The organism is Lacticaseibacillus sp. YLM2-1, from assembly GCF_056583465.1.
The window spans coordinates 1,343,299-1,368,679 of sequence record NZ_CM152617.1 but is presented as its reverse complement, the minus strand read 5'-3'; the positions used below and the strand labels follow the sequence as shown (position 1 = coordinate 1,368,679).

The 25,381-nt window shown below is 47.7% G+C and carries 23 protein-coding genes and 1 riboswitch; of the genes, 2 read left to right on the top strand and 21 right to left on the bottom strand.

The window, feature by feature from the left end; translation table 11 throughout:
* Positions 1–19 precede the first annotated feature (19 nt).
* Together AC07KQ_RS06690 and rpsO are read right to left on the bottom strand one after the other, a co-directional pair.
* Positions 20–715 (bottom strand): hypothetical protein, encoded by a 696-nt coding sequence (locus tag AC07KQ_RS06690; protein ID WP_013245700.1) that lies wholly within the window; start codon positions 713–715, stop codon positions 20–22.
* A 191-nt stretch (positions 716–906) separates the two neighbouring features.
* Complete coding sequence (gene rpsO / locus AC07KQ_RS06685; protein WP_003565267.1) at positions 907–1,176, bottom strand: 30S ribosomal protein S15; 270 nt, start codon at positions 1,174–1,176, stop codon at positions 907–909.
* Positions 1,177–1,423: 247 nt separating this feature from the next.
* Here rpsO and rpsT point away from each other — a divergent pair, with 247 nt between their 5' ends.
* Positions 1,424–1,678: a 30S ribosomal protein S20 gene (rpsT, locus tag AC07KQ_RS06680; RefSeq protein ID WP_003565265.1), complete on the top strand. Its 255-nt coding sequence runs from the start codon at positions 1,424–1,426 to the stop codon at positions 1,676–1,678.
* Positions 1,679–1,768: 90 nt separating this feature from the next.
* On the opposite strand, the gene holA is transcribed toward rpsT, so the two are convergent.
* The 18 genes from holA to AC07KQ_RS06590 form a co-directional block, all read right to left on the bottom strand.
* Positions 1,769–2,812 carry a DNA polymerase III subunit delta gene (gene holA / locus AC07KQ_RS06675; protein ID WP_003587824.1) on the bottom strand — a complete coding sequence of 348 codons (1,044 nt, stop codon included), beginning with the start codon at positions 2,810–2,812 and terminating at the stop codon, positions 1,769–1,771.
* Entirely contained in the window at positions 2,799–5,003 is a 2,205-nt protein-coding gene (locus AC07KQ_RS06670; protein ID WP_016386566.1) for a ComEC/Rec2 family competence protein, read from the bottom strand. Before AC07KQ_RS06670 ends, holA begins: the two co-directional genes overlap by 14 nt.
* On the bottom strand, positions 5,000–5,683 hold the full coding sequence (locus AC07KQ_RS06665; RefSeq protein WP_013245698.1) for a helix-hairpin-helix domain-containing protein: 684 nt from the start codon (positions 5,681–5,683) through the stop codon (positions 5,000–5,002). The genes AC07KQ_RS06670 and AC07KQ_RS06665 overlap by 4 nt, the downstream gene beginning before the upstream one ends.
* A 113-nt stretch (positions 5,684–5,796) precedes the next feature.
* The gene (locus AC07KQ_RS06660) at positions 5,797–6,879 is read right to left on the bottom strand and encodes a SepM family pheromone-processing serine protease (RefSeq protein ID WP_480156633.1); all 1,083 of its coding nucleotides are present in this window, start codon (positions 6,877–6,879) and stop codon (positions 5,797–5,799) included.
* Entirely contained in the window at positions 6,857–7,360 is a 504-nt protein-coding gene (coaD, locus tag AC07KQ_RS06655; protein ID WP_003605072.1) for a pantetheine-phosphate adenylyltransferase, read from the bottom strand. The genes AC07KQ_RS06660 and coaD overlap by 23 nt, the downstream gene beginning before the upstream one ends.
* Entirely contained in the window at positions 7,353–7,919 is a 567-nt protein-coding gene (rsmD, locus tag AC07KQ_RS06650) for a 16S rRNA (guanine(966)-N(2))-methyltransferase RsmD (protein WP_003579005.1), read from the bottom strand. The genes coaD and rsmD overlap by 8 nt, the downstream gene beginning before the upstream one ends.
* Positions 7,906–8,262 (bottom strand): YlbG family protein, encoded by a 357-nt coding sequence (locus AC07KQ_RS06645; protein WP_003605069.1) that lies wholly within the window; start codon positions 8,260–8,262, stop codon positions 7,906–7,908. Before AC07KQ_RS06645 ends, rsmD begins: the two co-directional genes overlap by 14 nt.
* A 17-nt stretch (positions 8,263–8,279) precedes the next feature.
* Positions 8,280–11,717 (bottom strand): pyruvate carboxylase, encoded by a 3,438-nt coding sequence (locus AC07KQ_RS06640; RefSeq protein WP_013245696.1) that lies wholly within the window; start codon positions 11,715–11,717, stop codon positions 8,280–8,282.
* A complete protein-coding gene (locus tag AC07KQ_RS06635) occupies positions 11,710–12,879 on the bottom strand; it encodes an FtsW/RodA/SpoVE family cell cycle protein (RefSeq protein ID WP_016384330.1) in 1,170 nt (389 codons plus the stop codon). Before AC07KQ_RS06635 ends, AC07KQ_RS06640 begins: the two co-directional genes overlap by 8 nt.
* A gap of 239 nt (positions 12,880–13,118) precedes the next feature.
* Positions 13,119–14,963 (bottom strand): translational GTPase TypA, encoded by a 1,845-nt coding sequence (gene typA / locus AC07KQ_RS06630; RefSeq protein WP_003570179.1) that lies wholly within the window; start codon positions 14,961–14,963, stop codon positions 13,119–13,121.
* Positions 14,964–15,221: 258 nt separating this feature from the next.
* Complete coding sequence (locus AC07KQ_RS06625; protein ID WP_003565236.1) at positions 15,222–16,013, bottom strand: inositol monophosphatase family protein; 792 nt, start codon at positions 16,011–16,013, stop codon at positions 15,222–15,224.
* A gap of 2 nt (positions 16,014–16,015) precedes the next feature.
* A complete protein-coding gene (locus AC07KQ_RS06620; RefSeq protein WP_003565234.1) occupies positions 16,016–16,297 on the bottom strand; it encodes a UPF0223 family protein in 282 nt (93 codons plus the stop codon).
* A complete protein-coding gene (locus tag AC07KQ_RS06615) occupies positions 16,287–17,177 on the bottom strand; it encodes a Rossmann-fold NAD(P)-binding domain-containing protein (RefSeq protein WP_013245694.1) in 891 nt (296 codons plus the stop codon). The genes AC07KQ_RS06620 and AC07KQ_RS06615 overlap by 11 nt, the downstream gene beginning before the upstream one ends.
* 236 nt (positions 17,178–17,413) lie before the next feature.
* Positions 17,414–18,817 (bottom strand): dihydrolipoyl dehydrogenase, encoded by a 1,404-nt coding sequence (gene lpdA / locus AC07KQ_RS06610; protein ID WP_012491553.1) that lies wholly within the window; start codon positions 18,815–18,817, stop codon positions 17,414–17,416.
* Between the two features lie 2 nt (positions 18,818–18,819).
* Positions 18,820–20,481 carry a dihydrolipoyllysine-residue acetyltransferase gene (locus tag AC07KQ_RS06605; RefSeq protein WP_013245693.1) on the bottom strand — a complete coding sequence of 554 codons (1,662 nt, stop codon included), beginning with the start codon at positions 20,479–20,481 and terminating at the stop codon, positions 18,820–18,822.
* Positions 20,482–20,498: 17 nt separating this feature from the next.
* The gene (locus tag AC07KQ_RS06600) at positions 20,499–21,476 is read right to left on the bottom strand and encodes an alpha-ketoacid dehydrogenase subunit beta (RefSeq protein WP_003565225.1); all 978 of its coding nucleotides are present in this window, start codon (positions 21,474–21,476) and stop codon (positions 20,499–20,501) included.
* 2 nt (positions 21,477–21,478) lie between these two features.
* Positions 21,479–22,591, bottom strand: coding sequence for a pyruvate dehydrogenase (acetyl-transferring) E1 component subunit alpha (pdhA, locus tag AC07KQ_RS06595; RefSeq protein WP_003565223.1), 1,113 nt, complete (start codon positions 22,589–22,591; stop codon positions 21,479–21,481).
* A gap of 260 nt (positions 22,592–22,851) precedes the next feature.
* On the bottom strand, positions 22,852–23,667 hold the full coding sequence (locus tag AC07KQ_RS06590; protein WP_013245692.1) for a P-type ATPase actuator domain-containing protein: 816 nt from the start codon (positions 23,665–23,667) through the stop codon (positions 22,852–22,854).
* 217 nt (positions 23,668–23,884) lie between these two features.
* Positions 23,885–24,048: riboswitch (M-box (ykoK) riboswitch) on the bottom strand.
* A gap of 391 nt (positions 24,049–24,439) precedes the next feature.
* Between AC07KQ_RS06590 and def the strand changes: the two genes are divergently transcribed.
* On the top strand, positions 24,440–24,994 hold the full coding sequence (gene def / locus AC07KQ_RS06585) for a peptide deformylase (protein ID WP_003565220.1): 555 nt from the start codon (positions 24,440–24,442) through the stop codon (positions 24,992–24,994).
* A 63-nt stretch (positions 24,995–25,057) separates the two neighbouring features.
* Here the strand turns inward: def and AC07KQ_RS06580 are convergent, their stop codons facing one another.
* A complete protein-coding gene (locus AC07KQ_RS06580; RefSeq protein WP_003565218.1) occupies positions 25,058–25,351 on the bottom strand; it encodes a hypothetical protein in 294 nt (97 codons plus the stop codon).
* Positions 25,352–25,381 lie beyond the last annotated feature (30 nt).

The window sequence follows — 25,381 nt, the reverse complement described above, 5'->3', positions numbered from 1 at the left end:
TAAGTACAGATGTTTCTTTCTAAACGTGATTCTCAAAGAAACGTTGCACAACGTGGTGATTTTGTTTGGCCGCTGCAACGGCTGTCTGATAGCCAGCATCACTCGTCTGTGCCGCGTCAAGATGATAGGCCGCTACTTCATGATCCGCCATTAAAACGACTGCAACTTCTGATGAGCAACCAGCTGCTAGATGTTTGCCATGGTCGTTGGCTAGGATCGCCAACGCTGCTTGCCCGGTTACTGGGCCGAAGCCCATGCCATGAGCTTGTGGTAGGATATTTTGTACCCACGCTTTCAAATCTATCGGTTGCAAGCGATCATCCGGTACAGTTAAAAACGCGGCATCACCAGCAAGCCAAAAGTCCACCGTTGTACCAGCCACTTGAGGCATGATCGTCAGTCCTGTCGGCGTTGCTGTCATTAGCAGTTCACGATTTTGTAAAATAGTGGTTACCGTTTTTTGCAACTCTGACGGCAACAACGATAAGGTTGGTGTTTTACCAATTAAGCCAATCGCAATCGTCTGCACTAATTGCTGAAGAGGCAGCGCAATGCCCTCTGCGGCGGTCTGCACTGCTCCTTTTTTAGTAATCCCCGCAGCGGCCCACTGATCAGCAGCCATTGCTGCAAAGACAACCGTTATCTGATGTGTCGCTGCTAAAACCGTGATTCTCAACAAATGATCCTCATAACGTTGACGGTATTCCGCTCCCATGATGCTTACTCCTTTGTCTGGCATTCCGGTTTTCATAACGCGCTCATAGTCGCAAATAGTCTACACCTAAAAGGCTTGAACACAATGGCGTTTCCCAGACTACATTTAAAAGCCTTTCACACGCCGCTTTCTAATCAGACTAGTTTGTAACCATCAAAAAAAGGCCGCCAAGGCGACCTTTCAAAGTTAAATTAACGACGCAGACCCAATGCTTTAATCAGATCACGGTAACGCGTAATATCTTTGTTACGTAGATATGCAAGCAAGTTACGACGATGACCGATCTTCTTCATCAAACCAACGTAACTATGATGATCCTTCTTATGAACGGACAAATGGTCATTCAAGGCCAAAATTTCTGCAGTTAAAACTGCGATTTGGACTTCGGGTGAACCCGTGTCCCCATCATGCCGTGCATACTGCTTGATGATTTCATCTTTTTGTGTTTGTTCAATTGCCATTGTGTGTACCACCTTTCTGAGTATTGCCTGAAACTGAGTAAAGCGTCGGTGGTTCGCTAAACTAAGTATCAGGTTCAAAAGTACTTACTTACTTTACCGGAGCTGCCCAATGATTGCAAGTCTTTTTGCCTATCAAGCATTTTCCCTTTACAACTTTTTATTGCATTGCCCCCAAGCCTTCTGTATAATAGCGACTGTTGAAACTTATGCAGTTTTATCATAATCCACTGTTGGAGGTGAACATCTCATGCCACAAATCAAATCTGCAATCAAGCGCGTTAAGACGCAAGAAGCTGCTCGTGTACGTAACATTGCGCAAATGAACGCAATGCGTACCGCTGTTAAGAAGTTCAAGACCGCAACCGAACAAAATGCTGACAACAGTCAGGATCTTTACAAGGCTGCTGCCCGTGCTATCGACATGGCAAACAGCAAAGGCCTGATCAAGAAGAACAAGGCCGGCCGCGACAAGAGTCGTCTTTCTGCACTACTTAACAAGTAATTAAGGCGTCATGCCAAATAAAATCCCCTCGGGTTTCTATCCGAGGGGATTTTTGCGTCTAACGATCATTTGCAATCCGCACGATGTTGCTTAACCGCGCACATGCTTGCCAGACTGCTGTCCTGTGTACTTTAGCATAAATAGTTCAAAAGCCAACGCCTTATCGATAGTTCCCGTTTTCATTGCTGTTTCAGTATCAACCAAGCCACTGTAGGCAGTCGCAAGCTGCTGATAAGGTAAGCGATCCACTTGCCGCATGGCTAATTTAACTCGATATGGATGGGCCTTGAGGGTGCCAGCAATATCGCCTTGACTATACCCTTTTTTTGCTAATAATTTCACCTGCAGCAATAGTCGAAACTGGCCTAGCATCAATGCGTTCAAACGAATGGGTTCTTCACGCTGAGCCAATAAATCACGATACAGCGCCAAAGCGGCCGCAGCATTTTTGCGCAAAACATCAGTCACCAAGTCAAACACCCGATCATTGAGCTGCTTAGGTACTAGGGCTTCGACCGCTGCAACGGTCAGCGGGCTGCCATCACTGGCATAGGTCAGTAGTTTGCGAACCTCACCCATCATGATCGAATACTGGCCGTTAGTGCGCTGCACAAGGGTATCCAATGCCGGTGCATCAATGGTCACTTGGTGCTTCTTAAATGTTTGGGCTAAAGCAGCACGCGCCTCCCGTTCATCAAGCGGTGCTGCATTCACAATGAGCGCCGCCTTTTTCAATGCCTTGGTCAACCTTTTCCGTTCATCAAGTTTCTTATAAGGCGCGATGATGACCATCATCGTTGACGGTACTGGGTTCTCAAAATAAGCCTGCAAACCAGCAAGATCATGATCGACTTTGTCGGCATTTTTTTCGCCTGTCAAAAAATACGGATCGTCAATAACGACTTCCCGATAATCCCCAAAAAAGGGCATCGAGGTCGCATCATTCAAGGCTGCACCAACAGGCGTTTGCTGCATATCATAGCGGCCAAAGTTCATAGCCTGTTGATCTTCCGGAATCATGCTGGCTATCGCGTGTTGTGCCTGCTGACGCAATGCGGATTCTTCACCGAGAATCAATGTCAGCGGCGGTCGTTCGCCATTCTTAAGATGTTTGATAAAATCACGGACCTGCATTGCTGCTTTGCTCCTTTGTTGGTAACCAGCCAAAAAGCTGATCTTCCTGTTTGTTTTGCCCCGGCTCAACCCACAGCATTCCTCGCTCGCTAGTGCTAGCCCATGGAACGTGGGCTGCAGCCAACGTTGCAAGGGTTTCTGGATGGGGATGACCATACCGATTATCGACACCGGCGGAAATAAGTGCTGCTTTTAAATGCAAGCTATTGATCAATGCCGGGGTACTTGATGTTTTCGAACCATGATGGCCGACTTTTAAATAATCGGCCGTTAGCTGACGCGGCATGATATTCTTTTCTTCCGCTTCTTTTTCGGCGTCGCCAGTTAACAACCAACTGCTGTTGCCTATTTTACCATAGAGCACAATTGAATCGGCGTTTGTCTTGGTAGGATCGCCGGATGTCTGCGCTTTCGGTGATACGACCTGAAATTTAGCGGGTCCAATGCGCAACCAGTCATCAGCCGCCACGAGCTGCACATGTTGCACTTGCTTGGCAACTTTTTGAATCATTTGATGCTGAATGCTTGTCGCTGTGGTGATCAGTCGACCGACTGGCATTAGCTGAGATAGCAACGGGGCATCGCCAACATGGTCCATATCCGGATGCGTCAGTAATAAGGTATCCAGCCGAGCATAGCCGCGAGCATGCAAATATGGCACAATGGCTCGTCGGACAGGTGGATTGGTCGTCTTCCCGAAAATTCGCCCACCAGTATCAATCAACAAAGCACCTTGATGAAAAGGGGTTTCAATCAAAATTGCGTCCCCTTGTCCAACATCAAACATGACCACCCGATAATTTGGCTGATACCAACACCAGCCAAAGACAGTCACAAACCAGCAAGCCGCCGCCAACCAGCGTTTAGCAACAATCACCGTCAGCATCACGACAACACCGATAAGCGCTAACCAACTTGGAAAAGCGCCAGTGACTATTTGGCCAGGTACACGGCTTAAACTAACTAAGCCATTTTCCAACAATTGCAAACCATCGTCAAAAGTGGCTGTCAAGGTGGCGTGTGGCAAAAGCAACGCGATCGCAAGCCCTGGCATGACCCCAAGTTCAAAGATCGGCATTAACAGCCAGTTAAAAAGAACCGTCAGTATATTGAAGCTGAACGTGTGCCAAGCAATCACTGGCATACTGGCAAGTACCAGTCGCCAGTTGAGCTGCCACGAACGCATGGCAGGAAGCGCCACTAATAAACCGGTTAACAGGTAAGTTAGTTGACCACCCATGGTTAACAAAACCCGCGGTTGCCAAAATAAATTAACCATTAAAACGAAGCTAAATAAGTCAAGCCCGCTGAAACCAAGTTGCAAATGATCATTCACAATACCGGCCAATCGCATCCAAACTGCGCGCCACAATCCAGCACCAAGTGGCAATAGGAGTAACAACAACGGCAGCAGGACGATTAGACTCAGATCAACTAACCCTTGAGGCACTCGCAAGCGCGCCGCAAACCAGTATAAACCGGCAATAATTGCAAAAAGATGCATCCCTGAAACAGAGAAAACGTGAAAGATCCCTAAGTCAACGAAAGCTTGCCGCTGAGTCAAAAAGTCTTCATCAAGTTGGCCTAGAAATAGGCCTTTTGCATATTGACGAACTTTTGTTGGCAATTGCTCAAAATAGTCAAATAAATGAACCCGCCAACCATCAACTAACTCTGCTATATTTTGTGGCGACCTTGACTCGAAACTCAATTGCGGTTTCACTAACTCGTAGGCTAACTGCTGTGTTTGCCAAACATAAGTCGCGTAATCAAACTCAAACTGATTTCTTGCCGGCGCTAGACGTTTTATTTGATGCTGACCGTGCAGCACGAGTGGTTGATTATTTGATTTTAATCGGGCAGCGACGGCCTGATTGACGCTGCCGCGACCACTAACAATCACCCCATTAGCTGCTCGACCAGTAAAACTTGCGTAACCTTCTTTAAGCTTGAGTGCTGTCGCAGGGATCACAATTGATCCTTGGGGAACAGGCGGTTGCCGCCACTGCTGGGCATCAATCAAGCCACGTCCTAACCCAACGAGAATAGCCAAACTTACGACTATGACCAGATTGCGAGTCGTTTTAACGAGTAGCCAAAGCAACAATAAACAAGCTGGCAACCATCCCCCAATGCCAATCAAGATACCAGCAAGCAAACCTGCTGCCATTAAAATAAACCGACCACTCATGGGCCAACCGTTAGCTGAGGTGCTAAAGTCTCAAACGTTTTATCGCCAATGCCGTGAACCTCTTTTAATTCGGCCACATCCTTAAATCCACCATGACTATCGCGATAACTGATAATGTCAGCAGCTTTTTTCGGACCGATGCCGCTGATTGTCTGGAGTTGGCTAACATCAGCCGTGTTTAGATTCACAACTGCACGACTACCAGCCGCCGCATTTGTTTGGCCAGCAGTGCCGCCAGTGCTGGCAGTCCCTGAAGCTGGCGCGGTGGCAACAGCGCCACCTTTCTCTGGAATCTGAAGACTTTCTTGATCCACCGCTAGCTTGGCTAAATTCACCTGACTGATATCAGCTTTGTCTGTGAGCCCACCAGCGGCTTTAACCACCGCATCCCAACGCGTATCAGCACGAACCGGATATAACCCAGGCTTTTGGACTGCTCCTTTGATATGTACAAATCCACGGGTTGGTCGGCTGGTACTGCTTCTTGTTTGCCTACTGGACGCTATAGTGGTCGACTGACCATGAACATTAGATGCATGACTGCGAGTGGTGTGAACACTAACGGCCAGCTGGGATTGTGCTGGTGCTGCCTTAGTTTGCTGCCAGAAAAAGAACCCGCCGACAAGCGCCACCAGCGGTACATACCAATAAGTTTTCAACCAAAACATAAGTGTCGTCATCTCTCTCACCTCACCAACACATTACGCAGGCCAAGAAAAAAAGAACTGCCTTGGTTGGCAGTTCTTCATCATCACCATCTCTTCATGCCAATGTTCGATCAACTGGCAAGCGCTTATGATGCCGATTTTGCATAAGCTTCCATGTAACGGATGACATCTTGCAATGTTTTGACCGGGACAATCTTCATCTTGGTCTTAATCTGATTCGCTGTTTCGACGGCTTCAGCGTAGTTGTTGACGTAATTGGGATCATAATGTTTTAGCTTTTTTGTAGCTGGCTGATTGGGGGCAAAAAAGAGTTTTGCGCCTTTGGCATCGGCAGCAACCACCTTCTTATCAATCCCGCCAATTTGTCCCACATTACCATCGCTATCGATCGTCCCGGTACCGGCAATCACTGCTCCCCGCCGCAGATTCTGGTGTGTAATTTGCGTGTAAATCTGTAAGGCAAACATCGTACCGGCACTCGGTCCGCCGATGTTACCGGCATCAATAGTCACTTTCGGTTCACTTGTGACCGCGGTGTTCTCCGTCAGTGTGATACCAATACCCGCCCGTTTTGTTTGCGGTAACCGCATCAGCTTGCCAGTTGCTTGTTTGGTCTTTCCCTTGTGCTGGTATGTCAGTGTCAGACTTGATCCGACCTTCTTAGATTTGATCGCATTGACATAAGCATCAGCGGTTGTATAGTGCTGGCCATTCAATTCGGTAATCGTGTCTCCTAACGCCAGCTTACCTTTGAATGGCGACTGCGGCAGCACGGACATGACATAAATACCCAGATGTTCCGTTTTCACTGGCATTTTGGCCGCTTTGAATGCTGCCGCAACCGCGTTATTAGCGGCACTTTTCATATAGTAGGCTTGCAGCTGATCATACTCAGCGCTACTATCATTGCCCATCAGATCCTGTTTCGACACAATATCGGTGTGCGCTTGCACCTTACTGAGCAGAAGTAATGCCGGAGATGCTGGCCCTACGACACCCACTGTCGTCAACATATAGGCACCCTTAGCATCATCTTTATTGCCACTGACTTTAACGTACGGCTTCAAAGATTCCGCTGAACCGGGCACTTCTAGATAGTAATTGGTTGGGATCAAAAAGAAGACAGCCAACAAAACGACTGCTATTAACAGTCCGATAAGCCAACGCCAGCGCCGACGTTTCTGATTACTTGGTTTGATGAGCGTCACCTAGTTTCGCATACAAAGCTGCTTCGACAGGCGCAGGCACAAAACGATGAACGTCACCGCCAAAGGCCGCGACCTCTTTGATGATGGTACTGGATAAGGCATCATATTGCTTGTCTGCCAGCAAGAAAACTGTTTCGATTTCAGGATCGAGATCATGATTCACCGTCGCAATATCAGCCTCGTAACCAAAGTCCGCGACATTGCGGATACCACGAATCATAAACCGGGCACCGATTGACCGGGCAAATTCAACTGTTAATCGTTTAGGCGCTGCCATGGCTTTAACATTTGGTAGCCCAGCGGTGCTTTCACTGATCAGCGCCAATTTCTCTTCACTGGAAAAAAGCGGCTTTTTGCTCGTGTTGGTCATGGCTGCTACAACCACTTCATCAAACAACCGACTAGCTCTTTTGACGGTATCAAGATGACCGTTCGTGAAAGGATCAAAACTACCGGGAAACACTGCAATTTTTTTAGTCATTGTTTTCCTCGCTTCGCTCTAAAATTAAGACCTGCGCCACCCCATAGGTTTGGCGCCGTAGCTTGATGTAGCCGGGGATCTCATCAGGATAAGTCACATCCATACCGGTTTCAACTAAAACACGTGCGCCTGGCCGCAACAAATTAGTACTGATAAACGCCGCAAGTTGTGCCAATACTTGCTGTTGCGCATAGGGTGGATCCATCATGATTAAGTCAAACTGTTGGCCAGCTTCCGCAAACTGGCGGATAGCCTTATTGACCGGCTGCTTCAAAACGGTGAAGTGCTCAGGCTGTTTGGTTAGTGCAAGATTGGTTTTGATCGTTTTGATTGCGGCGTACTGCCGATCAACCAACGTCGCGTGAGCCATACCACGCGAGACTGCTTCAATGCCCAACGCACCGGTGCCAGCATACAAGTCGAGTGCCTGTCCGCCGTCAAAGTACGGTCCCAGCATGTTAAACATGGATTCCTTGACTTTATCTGCAGTTGGCCGGGTTTGGTTACCTGCCACTGCCGTCAGCCGCAATCCCCGAAATGCTCCACTAATGACGCGCATCGTGATCACCTACTGATGTCTCATCGCCAGCCGAACTTGGGCGCAAGCGACGTTTTGGCTTGGCTTTCACCTCAAGATCCTCTTCAGTCGGCTTAAATTGGCCGATGTTGCTACCGAATTCAGTCGCCAATTCTGGCCGATGGGAGGGTTCAACACGTTTAACAAATCGTAATTTACTGAGTTTGGCACTTGTCTGAGCCAACTCGTCTTGATCCAAATAAAGATAAACATACTTCATGCGGCGCGAGACATACATAATCGTGCCATATCGACGCAGCGTTTTTAATTGTTTGAGGGAATACACCCAAACGACAAGTCCTTGCCGCTGTTTGATAGCAAACATTTTTTCACCTTCCAAACTCACTGCTTGGTCACACCGGGTTGAAGCTTGGCCAGCAGTTCCTGACTCTTAATTAAGGCGCCTGCCTCCACGTAAAGATGAGTGACGGTACCTGCAAATGGCGCATGAACCGTCGTCTCCATCTTCATGGCTTCAATGACAAACAAGGCATCCCCTTGTGCCACTTCTTGACCGGACTTAACGGCAACTGAAACAATTTTCCCTGCCATCGGTGCACCAATTTGATTACGATCAGTCGGTTCCGCCAACTGATGCCGCAACCCCGCGCTCTTCTGATGCGCATCGCGGATTTGAACTTCCTGCTTTTGCCCATCAACAGTAAAGTACAGCGTCTTCATACCACTTGCATCCGCCTCGCCGATCGCGTTGAGCTGGATAATCATTGTCTTACCTGCTTTAATCGGCACAGACACGGTTTCGCCTATCCGCATTCCTTGGAAATACGATGGCGAATCCAACTTCGTCACCGGTCCAATCTGCCGTTGCTTGCGGGCGTATGCATTAAAGACATCCGGATACAGAATTGCACTCAAAACGTCTTCTGTGCTGGGTTCATTCATCCCGGCTTGTACTAACGCCGCGCGAACAGCCTTCAGGTCAGCCGGCTTCGCCAATTGCCCTGGACGTACCGTCAACGGTTTTTGCCCTTTCAGAATTTTTGCTTGGAGCAATTTCGGAAAACCACCAACCGGCTGCCCGAGATCGCCTTTAAAGAATGCCACGACCGAGGCCGGAAAATCATATTGCTCACCATGCGCCAACACTTCATCGGGTGTCAAGTGATTTTGCAGCATGAACAACGCCATATCACCCACCACCTTTGAGGATGGCGTTACTTTGATGATATCGCCAAATAAGGTATTTACCTGAGCATACATCGTTTTAACGGCCTCAAAATCCGTTATCCCCATGCTACGCGCTTGTTGCTGCAAGTTACTATACTGGCCACCTGGCATCTGGACTGTATAAATATCCGTTAGCGGACCCGTCACACCATTACTAAAATCGGCATAGTAAGGTCTGATTGCCTGAAAATAGCGATTCAACTTCTGCGCCTTTTCAATGGCAATATCTGGCTGTCGCTGATTGCCACTTAATGCATAGTAAAGACTTTCTAGACTAGGCTGACTGGTCGTTCCGGAAAAACTGCTTTGCGCCACATCAACGATATCGACCCCAGCATTAGCAGCGGCTACATAAGTCGCGATACCGTTACCAGTGGTGTCATGTGTGTGCAAATGAATCGGCACACTGACCGCATCTTTGAGCGCCGTTACTAACTCTGTCGCCGCTTGCGGTTTCAACAAGCCGGCCATGTCTTTAATCGCAAGCATGTCGGCGCCAGCTGCAACTAATTGTTTGGCCAGATCAACATAATAAGCTAGCTGATACTTAGGGTGGGCATGACTTAGAATGTCGCCTGTGTAACACATCGTCGCCTCAGCAAGCTTACCTGTTTGTTTGACGGTATCAATACTGAGCGTCATCTGTGGCAACCAGTTCAAACTGTCAAAAATTCGAAAAATATCAACGCCATCATCAGCTGCTTTTTGAATGAAAGCTTTAATCACATTGTCCGGATAGTTTTGATAGCCGACCGCGTTACTGCCACGGAATAACATCTGTAACAAGGTGTGCGGCAAGGCTGCCCGCAATTTTTTCAAACGGGTCCACGGATCCTCGTTCAAAAATCGATAAGCGACATCGAACGTCGCGCCGCCCCATACTTCCATGGAAAAAAGATTTGGCAAGCCATTGCCCATATCCTGTGCGACCGTCAACATGTCTCGAGTGCGCATCCGGGTAGCAAAAAGACTTTGATGGGCATCACGGAAAGTCGTGTCCGTTAACAGCAACTGGTTTTGTGCCTTAATCCAATCAGTAACCCCTTGCGCACCGTCAGAATGCAGCAAGGCAACTAAATCTTTTTGCGGCTTGGCAGCAGGAAAATGAACATCATAGCGCAATTCAGGGTAATATTTTTGTGCCTGTCGTTCAACACCTTTGAACCCATTAACCGTCACATCACTGATGTACCACAGTAACCGCGAAGCCGTGTCGGGCTTTGCCTGAACTTGCAAGAGTTCTGGATGGGCATCAATAAACGCGGTTTCTGCTTCACCCGTCCGGAAAGTTTCTGTCGCTAATAAGTGCTCAAGGAAAGCAACATTGGTTTTGACGCCGGTGATTTGAAATTCATGTAAAGCGCGTTGCATTTTGGCTACGGCAGCGGTGAAATTCGGTGCGTGAACACTGGCCTTTACTAATAAGGAGTCGAAATAAGGACTGACAACTGCCCCAGCATAGGCATTCCCAACATCAAGGCGGATCCCGAAGCCGCCTGGTGACCGATAAGTATTAATGGTGCCTGTGTCTGGCATGAAATTGTTTTCAGGATCCTCAGTCGTAATCCGGCACTGGATCGCCGCGCCATTTTCATGCAAATCTGCCTGCTTTGGCAAATGCAAGTCTGCAAAAAGATCGGCGCCTGCTGCAATCTTTAACTGTGACTGCACAATATCCACATCGGTAATCAGTTCGGTGATCGTGTGTTCCACTTGTACCCGCGGATTAACTTCAATGAAATAGTACTGGTCGCCATCAACCAAAAATTCAACGGTACCGGCATTTTCATAGTGCAAGCCTTGCATTAAATCAACAGCGCTTTGGCAAATTCGCGCCCGCAAGGCTGTTGGCAATGCCACAGCTGGGGCAATTTCAACCACTTTTTGTTGGCGGCGCTGTACTGAACAATCACGTTCGAAGAGGTGCAACAAATGGCCATGCTCATCGCCAAGAACTTGGACTTCGATATGTTTGGCGGAGGCAATGTACTTTTCAACGTACATCCGATCATCGCCAAAACTAGCTTTCGCTTCATTCACCGCATTTTGATACACGGCCTCAAGTTCAGCTTCAGAGTGAACGATTCGCATGCCTTTCCCGCCGCCGCCTGATGCTGCTTTAAGCATCACCGGAAAACCGTGTGTGGCTGTGAAATCCTGAATTTCGCTAAAATCGCGCGTTGGTTCCGGCGTGCCGGGAATAGTCGCCAAGCCTGCCTTGTGAGCAGCTTCCTTGGCCGCAACTTTATCGCCAAAAATATCGAGTAATTCCGAACGCGGGCCAACAAAAATGAGGCCGGCTGCCCGAACTTTCCGGGCAAACTCAGCATTTTCTGAAAGCAGGCCATAGCCCGGGTGAATCGCGTCCGCGCCGCTTTGCTTGGCAATTCGGATAATATCGTCCATATCCAAATAGGCAGCGATAGGCGCTTTTCCTGCTCCGACCTGATAACTTTCCTGCGCTTTGAATCGATGAATTGACAAAGCGTCCTCTTTAGCAAAAATACCGACTGTTTTAAGACCAAGCTCTTCACAGGCACGAAAAATCCGAATGGCGATTTCGCCACGATTAGCGACTAAAACTTTATGCATGCGTCTTCTCTACCTTTCGTTGCGTACGTTCACTATGATAACTGATATTTAACATAATGCCGATCGCCATTGACAGCACGATCATACTCGAACCGCCGTAACTGATAAACGGCAGCGTCACCCCGGTAACTGGCAAAACCCCAGTCACAGCACCAACGTTGAAAACGGTTTGCACCAGCATCATCGTGGCAATGCCGTACGCGATCAGCGTGTGATAGGTGTTCTTGGAACGAATTCCGATCAGATAAAAACGCATGATCAGGAAAAAAAGCAAACTCAATACGACAAATGTCCCAACCAAGCCAAGTTCCTCGGCAATCACGGCCAAAATAAAGTCAGTATAAGGCTCAGGCAGATAGCCTAACTTTTGGCTGCCCATGCCTAGTCCAACACCAAACAGCCCACCGTGATTGATCGCATACAAGGAGTTAACAACCTGATTGCCAACCGTATTCGCTTTAGCAAACGGATGAATGGCGGCCACTAATCGTTGATAGCCGTAATTCTTCTCCAATCCGGGAAAATGATAATGCGACACGATGTAGTAGCCCAGTGCTGTGATCGCGATCAACATCAAGACCCACAAAAAACCGTAACGCATCGGTATCCCGCTGGACATAACCACGACCAATGTAATCAAGAAAAGAATGGCAAATCCACCGGTATCTGGTTCGACAAAAACCAGAAGCATGATCATACCAGCGACAAACAATGGCTGCCACATCTGCCTTAGCCGAAAGTCCTCTTGTTGAAAGCGATCCTCGCGCGATGTCAGCATGTGCGCCAGATAAAAAATCAAAATCATTTTAGCAAATTCTGATGGCTGTAAGCGAAACCCGCCAATCGTGATCCATGCAGCGGCCCCGTTAACGGCGCGGCCGTGCACAATGAGATAGATCAGCATCACAACTAGTCCGGCCATTAAAGTCAACAGAACCCAACGATTGTGGACCACCCTCAAGGACATATTATAAAAGAAAAACACAGTCGCGATACCGAGCAGGACAAACAGTGCTTGTTGAATCAAGTATTTCGTTTCGGCAACGCCATATTGCCGTTGAACCCAATAAGCGCTGGCAGAGTACACCATGACAATACCGATCGCACATAAAACGAGGTACGGAACTAATATGAAGTAATCCACGTGCCGTAATTTATTCATCAATGAAAACGCGGCCTTTCAAGCAATTAATGGACTAATTATAGCATATCGCCTTCACGCTCCAAGCCGTGTTCTGCGGTAATCACTAAAAACTGTTTTTTCAGGCGGTCATTCACACCAATACATGCTGATTTAACAACCGCTCAGTCGACAAGTTAAGCCTTGTCTAACAATCACAATTATTGTGATCAAGACATCAAAAAAGCCGCCTTTTACAGACGACTTTTTGACCGACTTATTTACTTGGATGCGGCAATTTTCTTGCGCTTAGCCGCTTTTTGACGTTCGCCTGTGTTAAGGATCTTCTTACGCAAGCGAATGTTCTTAGGGGTAACTTCGCAGTATTCGTCATCATTCAAGAATTCAATGGATTCTTCAAGCGTCATATCTTTTGGCGTCTTAATGGCTGCTGCGTGGTCTTTCCCGGCTGCACGGGTGTTGGTCAAGTTCTTACCTTTGGTGACATTGACTGCAATGTCATTTTCACGCGAGTTTTGACCAACAATCATGCCTTCATAAACCTCGGTGCCGGCATTGATAAACAACTGGCCACGGTCTTCAACGGATTGCAGACTGTACGTCGTTGCTGAACCAGCGTTGATGGAAACCAAAGCACCTTGTGTACGGCCTGGTTCCCAATTCTTGATAACCGGAGCGTATTTTTCGAAGGTATGGTTCATGATGCCGTAACCACCAGTAGCAGAGAGAAATTCGGTTGAGTACCCGATCAGACCACGAGAAGGCGCCAAGAATGTCAAACGGGTTTGACCGTTGCCTTCGTTCTCCATGTTCTGCATTTCGCCCTTACGTTGGCTCATCGCATCAATGACTGTCCCAGTATATTGTTCAGGAGTGTCAATTTGGACGCTTTCGAACGGTTCCATCATGACACCATCAATGTCACGATAGATAACTTCAGGACGACCTAATTGCAATTCAAAACCTTCGCGCCGCATCTCTTCAACCAAAATTGAAAGATGCAATTCGCCACGACCGGAAACCATCCAGGCACCTGCCTGATCAGTGTCGTCAACGCGCAGCGACACATCTGTCTGCAATTGCGACTTCAGACGCTCCTCAAGTTTACGAGCAGTCACATTTTTACCTTCACGACCTGCAAATGGACTGTCATTCGCAACAAACATCATCTGCAAAGTTGGTTCATCAATCCGCAAAATCGGCAAAGCTTCCGGCGTATCAGCTGCCGTCACCGTTTCACCAACGAAGATGTCATCCATCCCAGAAACCGCGATCAAATCGCCGGCTTTAGCAGAGTTGATTTCGGTTCGGGTCAAGCCAAAGAAACCAAAGAGTTTTGTCACGCGGAAGTTCTTTTGAGAACCATCCAGCTTCATAACGGTAACATTGTCGCCGATTTTAATCTTGCCGCGGAAAATCCGACCAATCCCAATTCGACCAACGTAATCGTTGTAATCAAGCATCGCAACTTGGAACTGCAAAGGTTCGTCACTGTTGTCGATGGGTGCCGGAATGGTTTTGACGATGGTCTCAAACAACGGGGTCATGGTGTGCTTTTGCGTTGACAAATCGGAATCCATGCTGGAAGTGCCATTGACAGCGGAAGCATAGACAACTGGGAATTCCAGTTGTGCATCATCAGCGCCCAATTCAATGAACAATTCGAGAACTTCATCAACGACTTCTTCAGGGCGCGCACCTGGACGATCGACCTTGTTGATGACAACGATCGGTGTCAAATGCTGTTCAAGCGCCTTTTTCAAGACAAACCGCGTTTGCGGCATTGGGCCTTCAAAAGCGTCAACGACAAGCAAAACGCCGTCAACCATTTTCATAACCCGTTCCACTTCACCACCAAAGTCAGCATGCCCCGGGGTATCGAGGATGTTGATGGTCGTATCGCCGAACTTAACTGCCGTGTTTTTACTCAGGATGGTGATCCCACGTTCTTTTTCAATGGCGTTGGTATCCATTGCCCGATCCTGTAATTGAATGTGTTGATCAAGTGTATCTGATTGTTTAAGCATTTCGTTAACCAATGTGGTCTTACCATGGTCAACGTGGGCAATGATCGCAATGTTGCGAATATCGTCACGTGTTTTCACGATTTATACTTCCTTTCTGCTGGCACTACTGGCCGCCTACCGCATTAAAAAAGTGCCAGCAACTGACACAGTTATACGATTTGAAATTATAACACACAATGACAAGTCTGTCTGGATTTTCTGAAAAGTGAAGTGCTTCACGCAATCACAGACCTTGCATTTTCTTATAAAGCGGGCTATCACGCGACCCTTTTATTAAGAAAAAAACTGGCGCCACTTAGTTTGCGCCAGAAATCATGATTTGTCTATTGGTTTAGCTTAAGCCTCTTTGCCGCCATCCGCCATCATCGTCAAAATCGTTTGATGTGCCTTTGGTGTAGCAGCAACCACAACGCCTGGTTGCTGCAAGTTGATTGGTGCGCCATCTTCACGGCTGAAAACAACGCCAAGACCCTTAGTAATCGCCATTCCAGCCGCTACGTCCCACGGCTGTAAGTAAGACACATACCCGATCTGTCGACCCAGCGCAATTTCGATGAATTCCATTCCTGCACTGCCGCTCATTCTAGCGCCAGAACTGGTCAACGCGATATCGCCTAGATGCAACCGATTCTTAATCGTCATCGGGCCATTGACACCTAACAAGCCATCTTTAAGCGGCAAGTCTGGCAAAACCTTCACTTGTTGTCCAGCATGGGTGACGGGAATCATTGGGCCCCCGCTAAGCACTTCATTTCGCATGACGTCCATAATCGCGCCGACAACAGGTTCACCGTCCTGATAAACACCAATCATAATGGCAAAATGAGCTTGTTGTTTGACGAAATTCATGGTGCCGTCTATTGGATCGACAAAGAAGACGAGACCAGCTAAATCAGTGTCATCGTGCTCATGTCCTTCTTCGCCAATGATACCGGCTTCAGGATACGCCTCTCTGATTTTGCCAATCAAAAATTGTTGATTCGCCTTGTCGACATTGGTGACCAAATCGTTGCGATTACTTTTGGTGGCAACATCTAATGGGGCAGCCATTGCGGTTAGAATTTGTTTGCGACTAGCAGCAAACCAGCTAATAATCGTTTGCCGCAACATTTCTGGATCTTGTGTCATGGTTAACTCACCCTTACCCTAATCTTTTGGCTCACGCCTTTGCGGGCCATCTGTATAACAGTATACATGGAATAACCGGACAGTGCTTCAAACTCCCGATCTAATTTGCGCTCGGTTCCTTTATCTGGCACAACTTCCTTAAATCCACGGTACGCTGCAAGCAGATTATCACGATCAACACCGTGTTCATATGCATCTTCGACTAAGGTATAAAAGGTCGTGACTTTTACTTTTTCGGCAGTTGTCCAGTCAATGTCGAGTGGATAGGCATAATTAGGTTTCATGTTTACTAGCTCCTTGTTCTATCGCCTTAATTTGATCCTGTACAGTTTGTTTCGTTTGACTCAACGCAGCTTCCTCATCATCCGAACCAGCAACTGTGGCGAGCGTCACAACGCCGCTATCATTCAAGAGGACTGGAGAACTATAAACCTGACCTGTGTCATCCTCTACATCCATCAGATGCGTCAGCGTGCCAATCAAACTATCGCCACTATACGCCGCAATAATCGGAATCACCAACCTGCCAAGCAAGACAGTCAAGGGACTCCTCAAAAAGCTTCGAACCGCATCCAAGCCATCAGTAAAAATCGTCTGATCATTTAATAAGCGCAAAACCGGCGTTGCACCAACGTAAGCTCGGCTCCAAATCAACACTGGGGCTTGTCGCGTACCTACCACATAAGCCGTCACATGTTTCGCCGGTACTGCCAACCTAGCAGCCAGAAATTGTTCAAATCGCCACGTTGCACCGAACGTACCAAGTCCAATAACCTGACTTTTATTCACTCCGGAAAAACGTTGCGCAAAATACGTAAAAAGTTCATCACGTGTCATCGCAACAATGATTCTACCTGTGAAGCCCGCCGCCATCGCTGAATTGAGAACTTTGCGAATTGCCGCAATATTCGTCTCAATAAAATCATCGGCATCAGGTGACCCCGTATCGGTCAAGATTAAAATATCCGCCGCTTTTAAAACTTTCGGCGTGACTTTTGCAAATGTGTTTTGACATATTTGACTTAAAGCTGTCAACCCAACCATATCAATCAATGATTCATCTGGTTCATAACAACCCACCGTCAACAGCAACTGTGATGCAATTAATGTTTCTAAAAGCCCTTGGGTCCCGATACTGGCACCGCTCACCACGACTCTTTGCATGAAAACCCTTCCCCTCCACTCCATTAGTTACATTTTAACGGAAGCAGAATCTTAAGACAAAATTAAAAAGGGGTTTAGACGCAATTGTTAACTAACTGAAATATTAGCCGTTTCTCATCTTTTTGTAAAAATTAGCTGTTGCCATGCTCACAGCATTCGCCATTAGCGATAACCAAATGACACAAAAACAGCCTGATCAAGGAGATCAGACTGCTTCATGACATCTCTATCAGATACTAAATATTGATTGGGAGTCCCAATGCAACTTCAGCGTCATCCATGATAACTTCACTCAGTGTTGGGTGCGGATGAATGGTCAAGGCCAGATCCTCAACGTTCAAACCGCCTTCAACAGCAACGGTCAGTTCTGAAATCAAATCACTAGCACCGGCGCCAGCAACTTGGCCGCCGATAACCGTACCGTTTTCATTAGTGACCAAGCGGACAAACCCTTCTGTCTGGGCAAGACTGAGGGCACGACCATTGGCAGCAAATGGGAACTTGCTGGCTTTAGCCTTGATCCCTTTATCCTTCGCCTCGGCAACTGTCATCCCAGTTGTTGCAAGTTCAGGGTCCGTGAAGCAAACGGCAGGCATCGCTTTGTAGTCAACCGCACTGGCTTTGCCGCTGATGGCCTCAGCAGCGACTTTACCTTCATAGCTAGCCTTATGCGCCAATGCTGCACCTGGCACAATGTCGCCAATCGCATAGATATTCGGTTTGTTGGTCCGGCCTTGAGCGTCGACCTTGATTAAACCGCGATCAGTTGTTTCGACCCCGACAATATCGAGACCAAGATCGTCAGTATTTGGCCGCCGTCCGACCGTCACCATAACATAATCAGCGGCAATCGTCTGTTCCTTACCATCGGCCGTGTACGTCACTTTGACACCTTTGCCAGTGTCTTCAGCTTCTTTAGCCATCGCATTGGTAATAACTGTTACGCCACGTTTTTTGAAGGAATTCAGAACTAGCTGAACCATATCCTTCTCAAAGTTTGGCAGAATCGAACTTGTGCCTTCAAGAATCGTGACATGCGCGCCAAGATTAGCGTACGCACTCGCCAACTCGGAGCCGATATAGCCGCCGCCAATGACGACAAATTCTTTTGGTACTTCAGGAAGATTCAGCCCCCCCGTTGAATCTAAAATGCGCTTGCCAAACTTAAAGCCTTTAATTTCGATTGGCCGGCTGCCAGTCGCAATGATCAGATTCTTGAACGTATAGGTCTGAGCTGAATCTTTTTGCATCACGCGCAGGCTATGGTCATCTTTTAAGAACGCCGTGCCCATAATCGTGTCGATCTTGTGTTTCTTGAATAGCATCGACACACCGCTTGTCAGCGTATGCACAACCTTATTTTGCTTCCATTCCTGGGTTTTCGTGAAATCAAGGTCAGCACCTTTGGCATGAATGCCAAACGTACTTGCTTCCAAAGCGTCTTGATAGCGATGACCTGCGTTGATCAAAGCTTTTGATGGGATGCAGCCGACATTCAAACAAACACCGCCAATGAATGTGCTCTCAATCACGGTCACCTTTTGACCCATTTCAGCTGCGCGAATCGCAGCAACATAACCGCCGGGGCCGGAACCAATGACGACGGTATCCAAATCGATTGCAAAATCGCCTACAACCATGCTTATCCCTCCATCAACAGCAGATCAGGATCTGCCAACAATTTATCCATCAGATTCAAGGCGGTTTGTGCTAACGCGCCGTCAATCAAACGATGGTCATAGCTCAAACTTAATTTCAACATGTTGCCAACCACAATTTCGTTGTCTTCGTTGACATAAGGTTCCTTAGCAATTTTGCCCACTCCGAGAATCGCAACTTCAGGTTGATTGATCACTGGGGTGAACCAGCCGCCGCCAATTGACCCAACGTTACTGATGGTCATGGAGCCACCGCGCATTTCATCCGGCTTTAGTTTGCTGTCATAAGCCTTCTGGGCATTTTCACTAATTTCCTTAGCAATTTCAAACATACTCTTTGCATCGGCATTCTTGATCACAGGCACATACAAGCCGTGATCCGTATTCGTTGCAATCCCAATGTTGAAGTAATGCTTATAGACAATTTCATCCGTTGTATCATCAATGGACGCATTGAATTCCGGATATTCACGCAACACCGTCACAAGTGCTTTGACGATATACGGCAGGAAGGTTAACTTGATACCTTTATCAGCTGCGTATTGCTTGTACTTCTTGCGATGAGCCATTAACTTAGAAACTTCAACGTCATCAAAACTCGTCACATGCGGGCTACGTTGCTTAGAAGCAAGCATCGCCTTAGCAATCGCTTTCCGAGTTGGGGTCATCTTTTCACGGGTTTCAAGTTCAGCTTCATTACCACTCGAAACGTATGGTGCAACTGCTTGCGGCTTTGGTGCTGCCGGTGCAGCTGGCTTTGCTGTGGCTGGTTGCGGTTGTGCCTGAGCAGCAGGGGCTGCTGGCTGTGCAGATGCAGCTGGTGCGCCCGTCTTGAATGCATCGACATCAGCCTTGGTAATCCGGCCATGTTTGCCGGTTGCTGGCACTTGTGAGATGTCAATGCCCTGTTCGCGTGCATACTGACGCACAGATGGCATTGCTAAAATTTCCCGGTTCGGATCGGTGATGGCCGGCACGCCACCCGCTGCTGGTGCAGCTGGCGTCGCAGCCGGTGTTGCAGCAACCGGCTGCGGTGCAGCGCCAGCCTCAGTAGCAACCGATGTGTCATTATGACCCAGTGCATCAATATCAACCAGCGCTTCACCGACTGTCGCGGTTTCGCCTTCTGGTACCAGAATCTTAACAACCGTTCCGGCAACTGGAGAAGGAATTTCTTCGACACTCTTGTCGCTTTGAACTTCTAACAGCGTGTCGTCTTCTTTGATTTGATCGCCAGGCTTGACTGACCATTTAACAATTTCGCCTTCTGCCAAACCTTCGCCTAATTCGGGTAACTTAAACTGATAAACCGATTGCGCAGGTGCAGGTTGCGCAGACGTTGCTGGAGCGGGTGTCGCAGGGGCTGCTGTTGCAGTCGCAGGTGCAGCCGGTGCAGCTGCCGGTCCGGAGCCATCATCGATTTCAACCAATAGATCACCAACTGACGCGGTTTCCCCTTCTGGAACAAGAATTTTTAAAATTTTGCCGGAGACCGGGGATGGAATCTCTTCAACACTTTTATCACTTTGAACCTCAAGTAAGGTATCGTCTTCCTTGATGTCATCACCAGGTTTGACGTCCCACTTAACGATTTCGCCTTCTGCCAAACCTTCGCCAAGTTCTGGCAGTTTGAATTCAAAAGCCATGTTGGCACCTCTTCTTTCTAGAAATTAACGGTTTCCCGGACTTTAGCTTCAATATCCTTAGCATTTGGCAGCCAAATGTTTTCAGCTTGGCCAAATGGGAACGGGGTATCCGGAGCGGCAACCCGACCAATCGGTGCCTCAAGCGACAGAATCGCCCGTTCGGAAATCTCACTGATCACCGTTGATGCAACACCGGCCATGCGTTGTGCTTCTTGCACCACAACAACCTTATGCGTCTTTTTGACCGAATTGATGATCGTTTCGACATCAAGTGGCGCAATTGTCCGCAAGTCAACAATTTCAGCCTGAATGCCATCTTTGGCTAAATTATCAGCAGCTTTCAGCGCTTCGCGAACCATCGCACCATACGTGATGATCGATACATCTGAACCTTCGCGGGTCACCGCCGCTTTGTCCAACGGTACCGTGTACGTGCCCTCTGGAACATCTTGCCGGAAGGAACGATATAGTTTCATATGCTCAAGGAACAAGACAGGATCATTGCTCCGGATCGAACTAATCAGCAAACCTTTGGCATCATATGGATTGCTTGGAATAACGACACGCATACCAGGAAATTGCGCAATTAACCCTTCAAAGTTGTCACTGTGCATTTCCGGAGTGTGAACACCACCGCCAAAAGGCGCCCGAATCGTGATCGGCATTGAGCGAGTGCCGCCCATCCGGTAACGCATCCGTGACATCTGACCACCAATGCTGTCCATCGTTTCAAAAACGAATCCGAAAAACTGAATTTCAGGAATTGGCCGCCAACCGGTCAATGCCAACCCAATCGACAAACCGCCGATGCCAGATTCCGCTAGTGGGGTATCGAAAACCCGATCCTCACCGTATTTTGCTTGCAAACCATCAGTTGCACGGAAAACACCACCGTTTTTCCCAACATCTTCGCCGAATACCAAGGTCTTAGGGTCGTTCGCCAACTCAACATCAAGCGCATCCGTGATGGCTTGGATCATTGTTTTTTGTGCCATGGTTACTTCGACTCCTTTCCTTGAAATTCTGCCAGCTGTTCAGCAACATTTTGCGGTGCGGTCTCGTACGTGTCCTTTAGGAAGCGGGATACCGTCTGCTGTGGTGCCTTATCAGCTTTGTTAATTGCGTCCTTAATTTCATCCTTAACTTGATCAATTAAGGCGTCTTCCTTGTCTTTGTTCCAAAGTCCCTTATCAGTCAGGTAGTTCCGCATTCGAATTAACGGATCGCGCTTTTGCCATAACTCATCTGTCTCCTTGGAACGATAACGCGTCGGATCATCGCCAGATAACGTATGTGGCCCATAACGATAGGTCAGCGTTTCAATCAAGACAGGGCCATTACCAGCGGCGGTCCATGCCCGCGCTTCTTTTGTCACTTCATAGACAGCTAGGGCATCCATACCGTCAACTTGCACACCTGGAATACCAGCAGCAACTGCTTTTTGCGCTAAAGTCTTCGCAGCCGTCTGACTGGCCCGCGGTACAGAAATCGCAAAGCCGTTATCTTGCACAATAAAGATTGCTGGGGCTTTGAAATGACCAGCAAAGTTGACACCTTCGTAGAAATCACCTTGTGACGTGCCGCCATCACCGGTATACGTGAAGGCCACTTCATCACTGCCATTCTTCTTTAAGCCGAGTGCAACGCCGGCTGTTTGGACGTACTGCGCACCAATAATAATCTGAGGCGGTAACGCGTGAAAATCTTCTGGGTATTCATTACCGGCAACATGACCACGAGACCATAAGAATGCTTTATCCAGTGGCAAGCCATGTTGAATCAACTGTGGCAAGTCACGGTAAGCAGGTAACAACCAGTCCGTTGTTTTCATGGCCGAATGGCTGCCAATCATGCTGGCCTCTTCACCAGCGCTTGGCGCATAAAAACCTAATCGTCCTTGCCGATTCAACGCGGTTGCTCGTTGATCAAGAACCCGCTGCCAAACCATTTTGGACATCAAGTCGACCAACTGATCATCACTCAGATCGGGCATGATATCAGGATTGACGACCTTGCCCGCTTCATCCAGAATTTGGATGGTCGGCTTAAAATCGGCATCTTGATTTTCCAACAGTTTCTTGAAATCAACTGCAGCATGCTGTTTTGCCATAATCAGAACCTCTTTCCATTCCTGTTGTCATTAACGCAGGAAAACTGTACTAATGAAAATCTTTACAAACCAAGCGTAACATTGCGGTTTTATCCTTGCAAGCGTTTTATTTCAGCACTGGCGGGAATCCTTTTCCGAGCTTGTTGTGCCTCATTTTTTAACGAATGGGACTATAACAGAACCTTATAAAAAATAAGACACAAAAAGAGCACGTCGCTTCACAAGCGCGTGCCTCTTTTAATGGATTCATTCATCGTGCTTCACGAGACCGGATCTTGGTTGTGCCGAAAATCACTTGTTTTACTGTGATGTTTCATGGCGCCAACCAAGGTGGCGTGTTGGGCAAGGTCGGCATGTAACCGAACCTGCTGCGCACGATTTACTTGTTTACTTCTTAACAATTCACTTGCCAGGAGTGATACAGCAATGCCGGATACCCGAAAAATCTGTTTTAGCGCAAGGACAAAACCAACTGCCGCACTCGTTACAAGTGAAGCTGGCGCATGATTTTCCGTCTTTCCGTTCAATTGTGCAAAGGCATGGTCGACAAGACCATCACGCAAAACCGCCGTGACGGTTGCTTGGGCATCGGTCGCCATCACAGCGCCAGCAATGCCTACCCCCGCTGGTACCTGCCGACCAATCAAAGCCAGCAGCCCGGCCAAATCACTTGGCAAGGAAACGTGTGCATCGAGAGCCAACGCAACGTCAACAGGCAGTTTTTCTCCTGTCGTCAACATCAGCACGTCACCGACGACAAGGTCATTTGCGCTCACTTGGCGAACCAAGCCCTCGCGTACAACCAAAACCGTCTGTTTGGGATCGCCCTGATGTCGGGTAGCAGCTGTGAGCAGATAAACGATCACAGCCATCATCATACTAAGCAACACGCCGATAACAACTGTAAGAAGCCAGTTGCGAGTGATCACACTGATCAAGCCACTGACACCGGCAGTCATGATCAACAACGGTAAGAAGAGACTTGCCTTGTTGATCGTATTAGGACGTGGTGTAACTGTTTGTTGGGCCTTTTGCGCTTCGTAGCGTGACAGGCCACTCGAAACCATCATCAACATCGACAAACTCCTTCCCGTTTCCCGAGAAGGACCGCGATGCTGCCAAATCCATTAATTTCACTTAAGAGATCGTAGCGGCAGCACAATGGGCCTTCCGGGATCAGCTAAATCGCTACTACTACCGCTACTCTTTGAAGATTGTTCCATTATGCTCACCACCTTTTCCTCAGCTTTTCATTAGGCAAAAAAATTGCACGCCGATTGAGAGCGTGCAGAAAAAGCATCCCAATCGTTTAGTTTTAGCACTATACGCCTAGAAGCGAGCTTCAGCTGCATTAGCGTAAGCCTTAATGGGCAGACGCAGTTGACTCAATTGGCATCTCTCGATGTTTCTGAGCAGCAGCATTGTTCGTATAGGAGCCTCACCTAACGGAAAGCACCGTATTTGTTTAACCTTCTATATAGTAGGGTAAAAAAAACCGAATGTCAAATGTTTCACCGAATCGAGCACAGCTGAACAATCATGGCAATTCAAAAAGGTTGTTGGTTAGAACATAAAACTTGCGAATCATCAATTAGACAAAAAACATTTTGTATTTGTCTTTGTAAGTGATACAGAGCTATTATTTTTTCTGTAGCTTTATGAATCGAAATAGCGTGAATTCCTTGAAAATGAGCAAAGCTTCAAAAATAGTTTTTTTCTTGCTTATCACCCAGACACAGAAAAAGTTTCTGCTATTGCAGCATTTAAGGCAAACCTCTTGCACGCGAAGCTTTTCAGCCTTCTGGTCCTGTGCTAATCTAGTAGAAGAAATGAACGGAGGTACAGATTGTGTATTTGATGAAGGATATCACGCGCGATGGGGCCAAGGTCCTGCGTGAAACGGCAAAGCCAGTCACGTTCCCACTTTCTGACGAGGACAAGCAACTGGCGCATGATATGATGGCTTACTTGGTCATCAGCCAAGATGAAGAACAAAACGAAAAGTATCATTTGCGTCCTGGCGTTGGACTAGCTGCGCCACAAGTCGGGCAAAGCAAGGCGATGGCTGCTGTTTTGGTTCCCGGTGACGATAATGAAATCCTCTTTAAGGAAGTTTTGATTAATCCGCGGATCATCAGCAACAGCGTTCAACATGCTGCTTTGGCTGAAGGCGAAGGTTGCCTGTCCGTTGATAAGGATGTTCCCGGATATGTCGTCCGGGCTGATCGGATTACCATCAGTTATCAAAATGAAGCCGGTGAACATAAAAAGATTCGTCTGAAGAACTATCCGGCTATCGTTTGCCAGCACGAAATCGATCACTTAAATGGCGTCCTGTTTTACGATCATATTAATAAGGAACATCCTTTCACCATCGACCCGGATGCCGTCATTATCAAGTAAAATACGCTTGTACTAAAAAGAAGGCTTAAAGCCTTCTTTTTTTGACACTATTTTTCACCCAACTTACGATTCTTTATACACAAATCGTTGTCCCTGCAACCATGCCGTTAAGTCTTCGTACTGTCGTCGCGATAAGCGGGTGTCCCGCCATGTTGTCAAAAGTGCTTTAGCTGCCGAAAAGCCATTTTCCTTCACTTCGGTTATCAGTTTTGCTTGATAGCTGGCCAAGCTGACTTCCGCATCGTGGAAAACGACGACTGGATCATCTGGGCGTCGATCTTTCTTACTCATCGCAGCGCCTAATCCTTGGGCAAAACTTTTGATCTGACGCATCAATAAATCCTGATCATCGTTCACTTGAACCCCTCCATTCGGCACTTTCTAAAA

Coding starts and splice junctions, on each gene's coding strand:
- AC07KQ_RS06635 (WP_016384330.1), bottom strand. CDS start 12,879: ATGAATAAATTACGGCACGTGGATTACTTCATATTAGTTCCGTACCTC.
- AC07KQ_RS06665 (WP_013245698.1), bottom strand. CDS start 5,683: ATGACGACACTTATGTTTTGGTTGAAAACTTATTGGTATGTACCGCTG.
- AC07KQ_RS06620 (WP_003565234.1), bottom strand. CDS start 16,297: ATGAAACCTAATTATGCCTATCCACTCGACATTGACTGGACAACTGCC.
- AC07KQ_RS06605 (WP_013245693.1), bottom strand. CDS start 20,481: ATGGCTTTTGAATTCAAACTGCCAGAACTTGGCGAAGGTTTGGCAGAA.
- AC07KQ_RS06590 (WP_013245692.1), bottom strand. CDS start 23,667: ATGTTGATGATGGTTTCGAGTGGCCTGTCACGCTACGAAGCGCAAAAG.
- rpsT (WP_003565265.1), top strand. CDS start 1,424: ATGCCACAAATCAAATCTGCAATCAAGCGCGTTAAGACGCAAGAAGCT.
- coaD (WP_003605072.1), bottom strand. CDS start 7,360: ATGACTAAAAAAATTGCAGTGTTTCCCGGTAGTTTTGATCCTTTCACG.
- AC07KQ_RS06615 (WP_013245694.1), bottom strand. CDS start 17,177: ATGCAAAGAGTCGTGGTGAGCGGTGCCAGTATCGGGACCCAAGGGCTT.
- AC07KQ_RS06645 (WP_003605069.1), bottom strand. CDS start 8,262: ATGTTTGCTATCAAACAGCGGCAAGGACTTGTCGTTTGGGTGTATTCC.
- rsmD (WP_003579005.1), bottom strand. CDS start 7,919: ATGCGCGTCATTAGTGGAGCATTTCGGGGATTGCGGCTGACGGCAGTG.
- AC07KQ_RS06670 (WP_016386566.1), bottom strand. CDS start 5,003: ATGAGTGGTCGGTTTATTTTAATGGCAGCAGGTTTGCTTGCTGGTATC.
- AC07KQ_RS06600 (WP_003565225.1), bottom strand. CDS start 21,476: ATGGCACAAAAAACAATGATCCAAGCCATCACGGATGCGCTTGATGTT.
- AC07KQ_RS06625 (WP_003565236.1), bottom strand. CDS start 16,013: ATGACACAAGATCCAGAAATGTTGCGGCAAACGATTATTAGCTGGTTT.
- holA (WP_003587824.1), bottom strand. CDS start 2,812: ATGCAGGTCCGTGATTTTATCAAACATCTTAAGAATGGCGAACGACCG.
- rpsO (WP_003565267.1), bottom strand. CDS start 1,176: ATGGCAATTGAACAAACACAAAAAGATGAAATCATCAAGCAGTATGCA.
- AC07KQ_RS06640 (WP_013245696.1), bottom strand. CDS start 11,717: ATGCATAAAGTTTTAGTCGCTAATCGTGGCGAAATCGCCATTCGGATT.
- AC07KQ_RS06690 (WP_013245700.1), bottom strand. CDS start 715: ATGGGAGCGGAATACCGTCAACGTTATGAGGATCATTTGTTGAGAATC.
- lpdA (WP_012491553.1), bottom strand. CDS start 18,817: ATGGTTGTAGGCGATTTTGCAATCGATTTGGATACCGTCGTCATTGGT.
- pdhA (WP_003565223.1), bottom strand. CDS start 22,591: ATGGCAAAACAGCATGCTGCAGTTGATTTCAAGAAACTGTTGGAAAAT.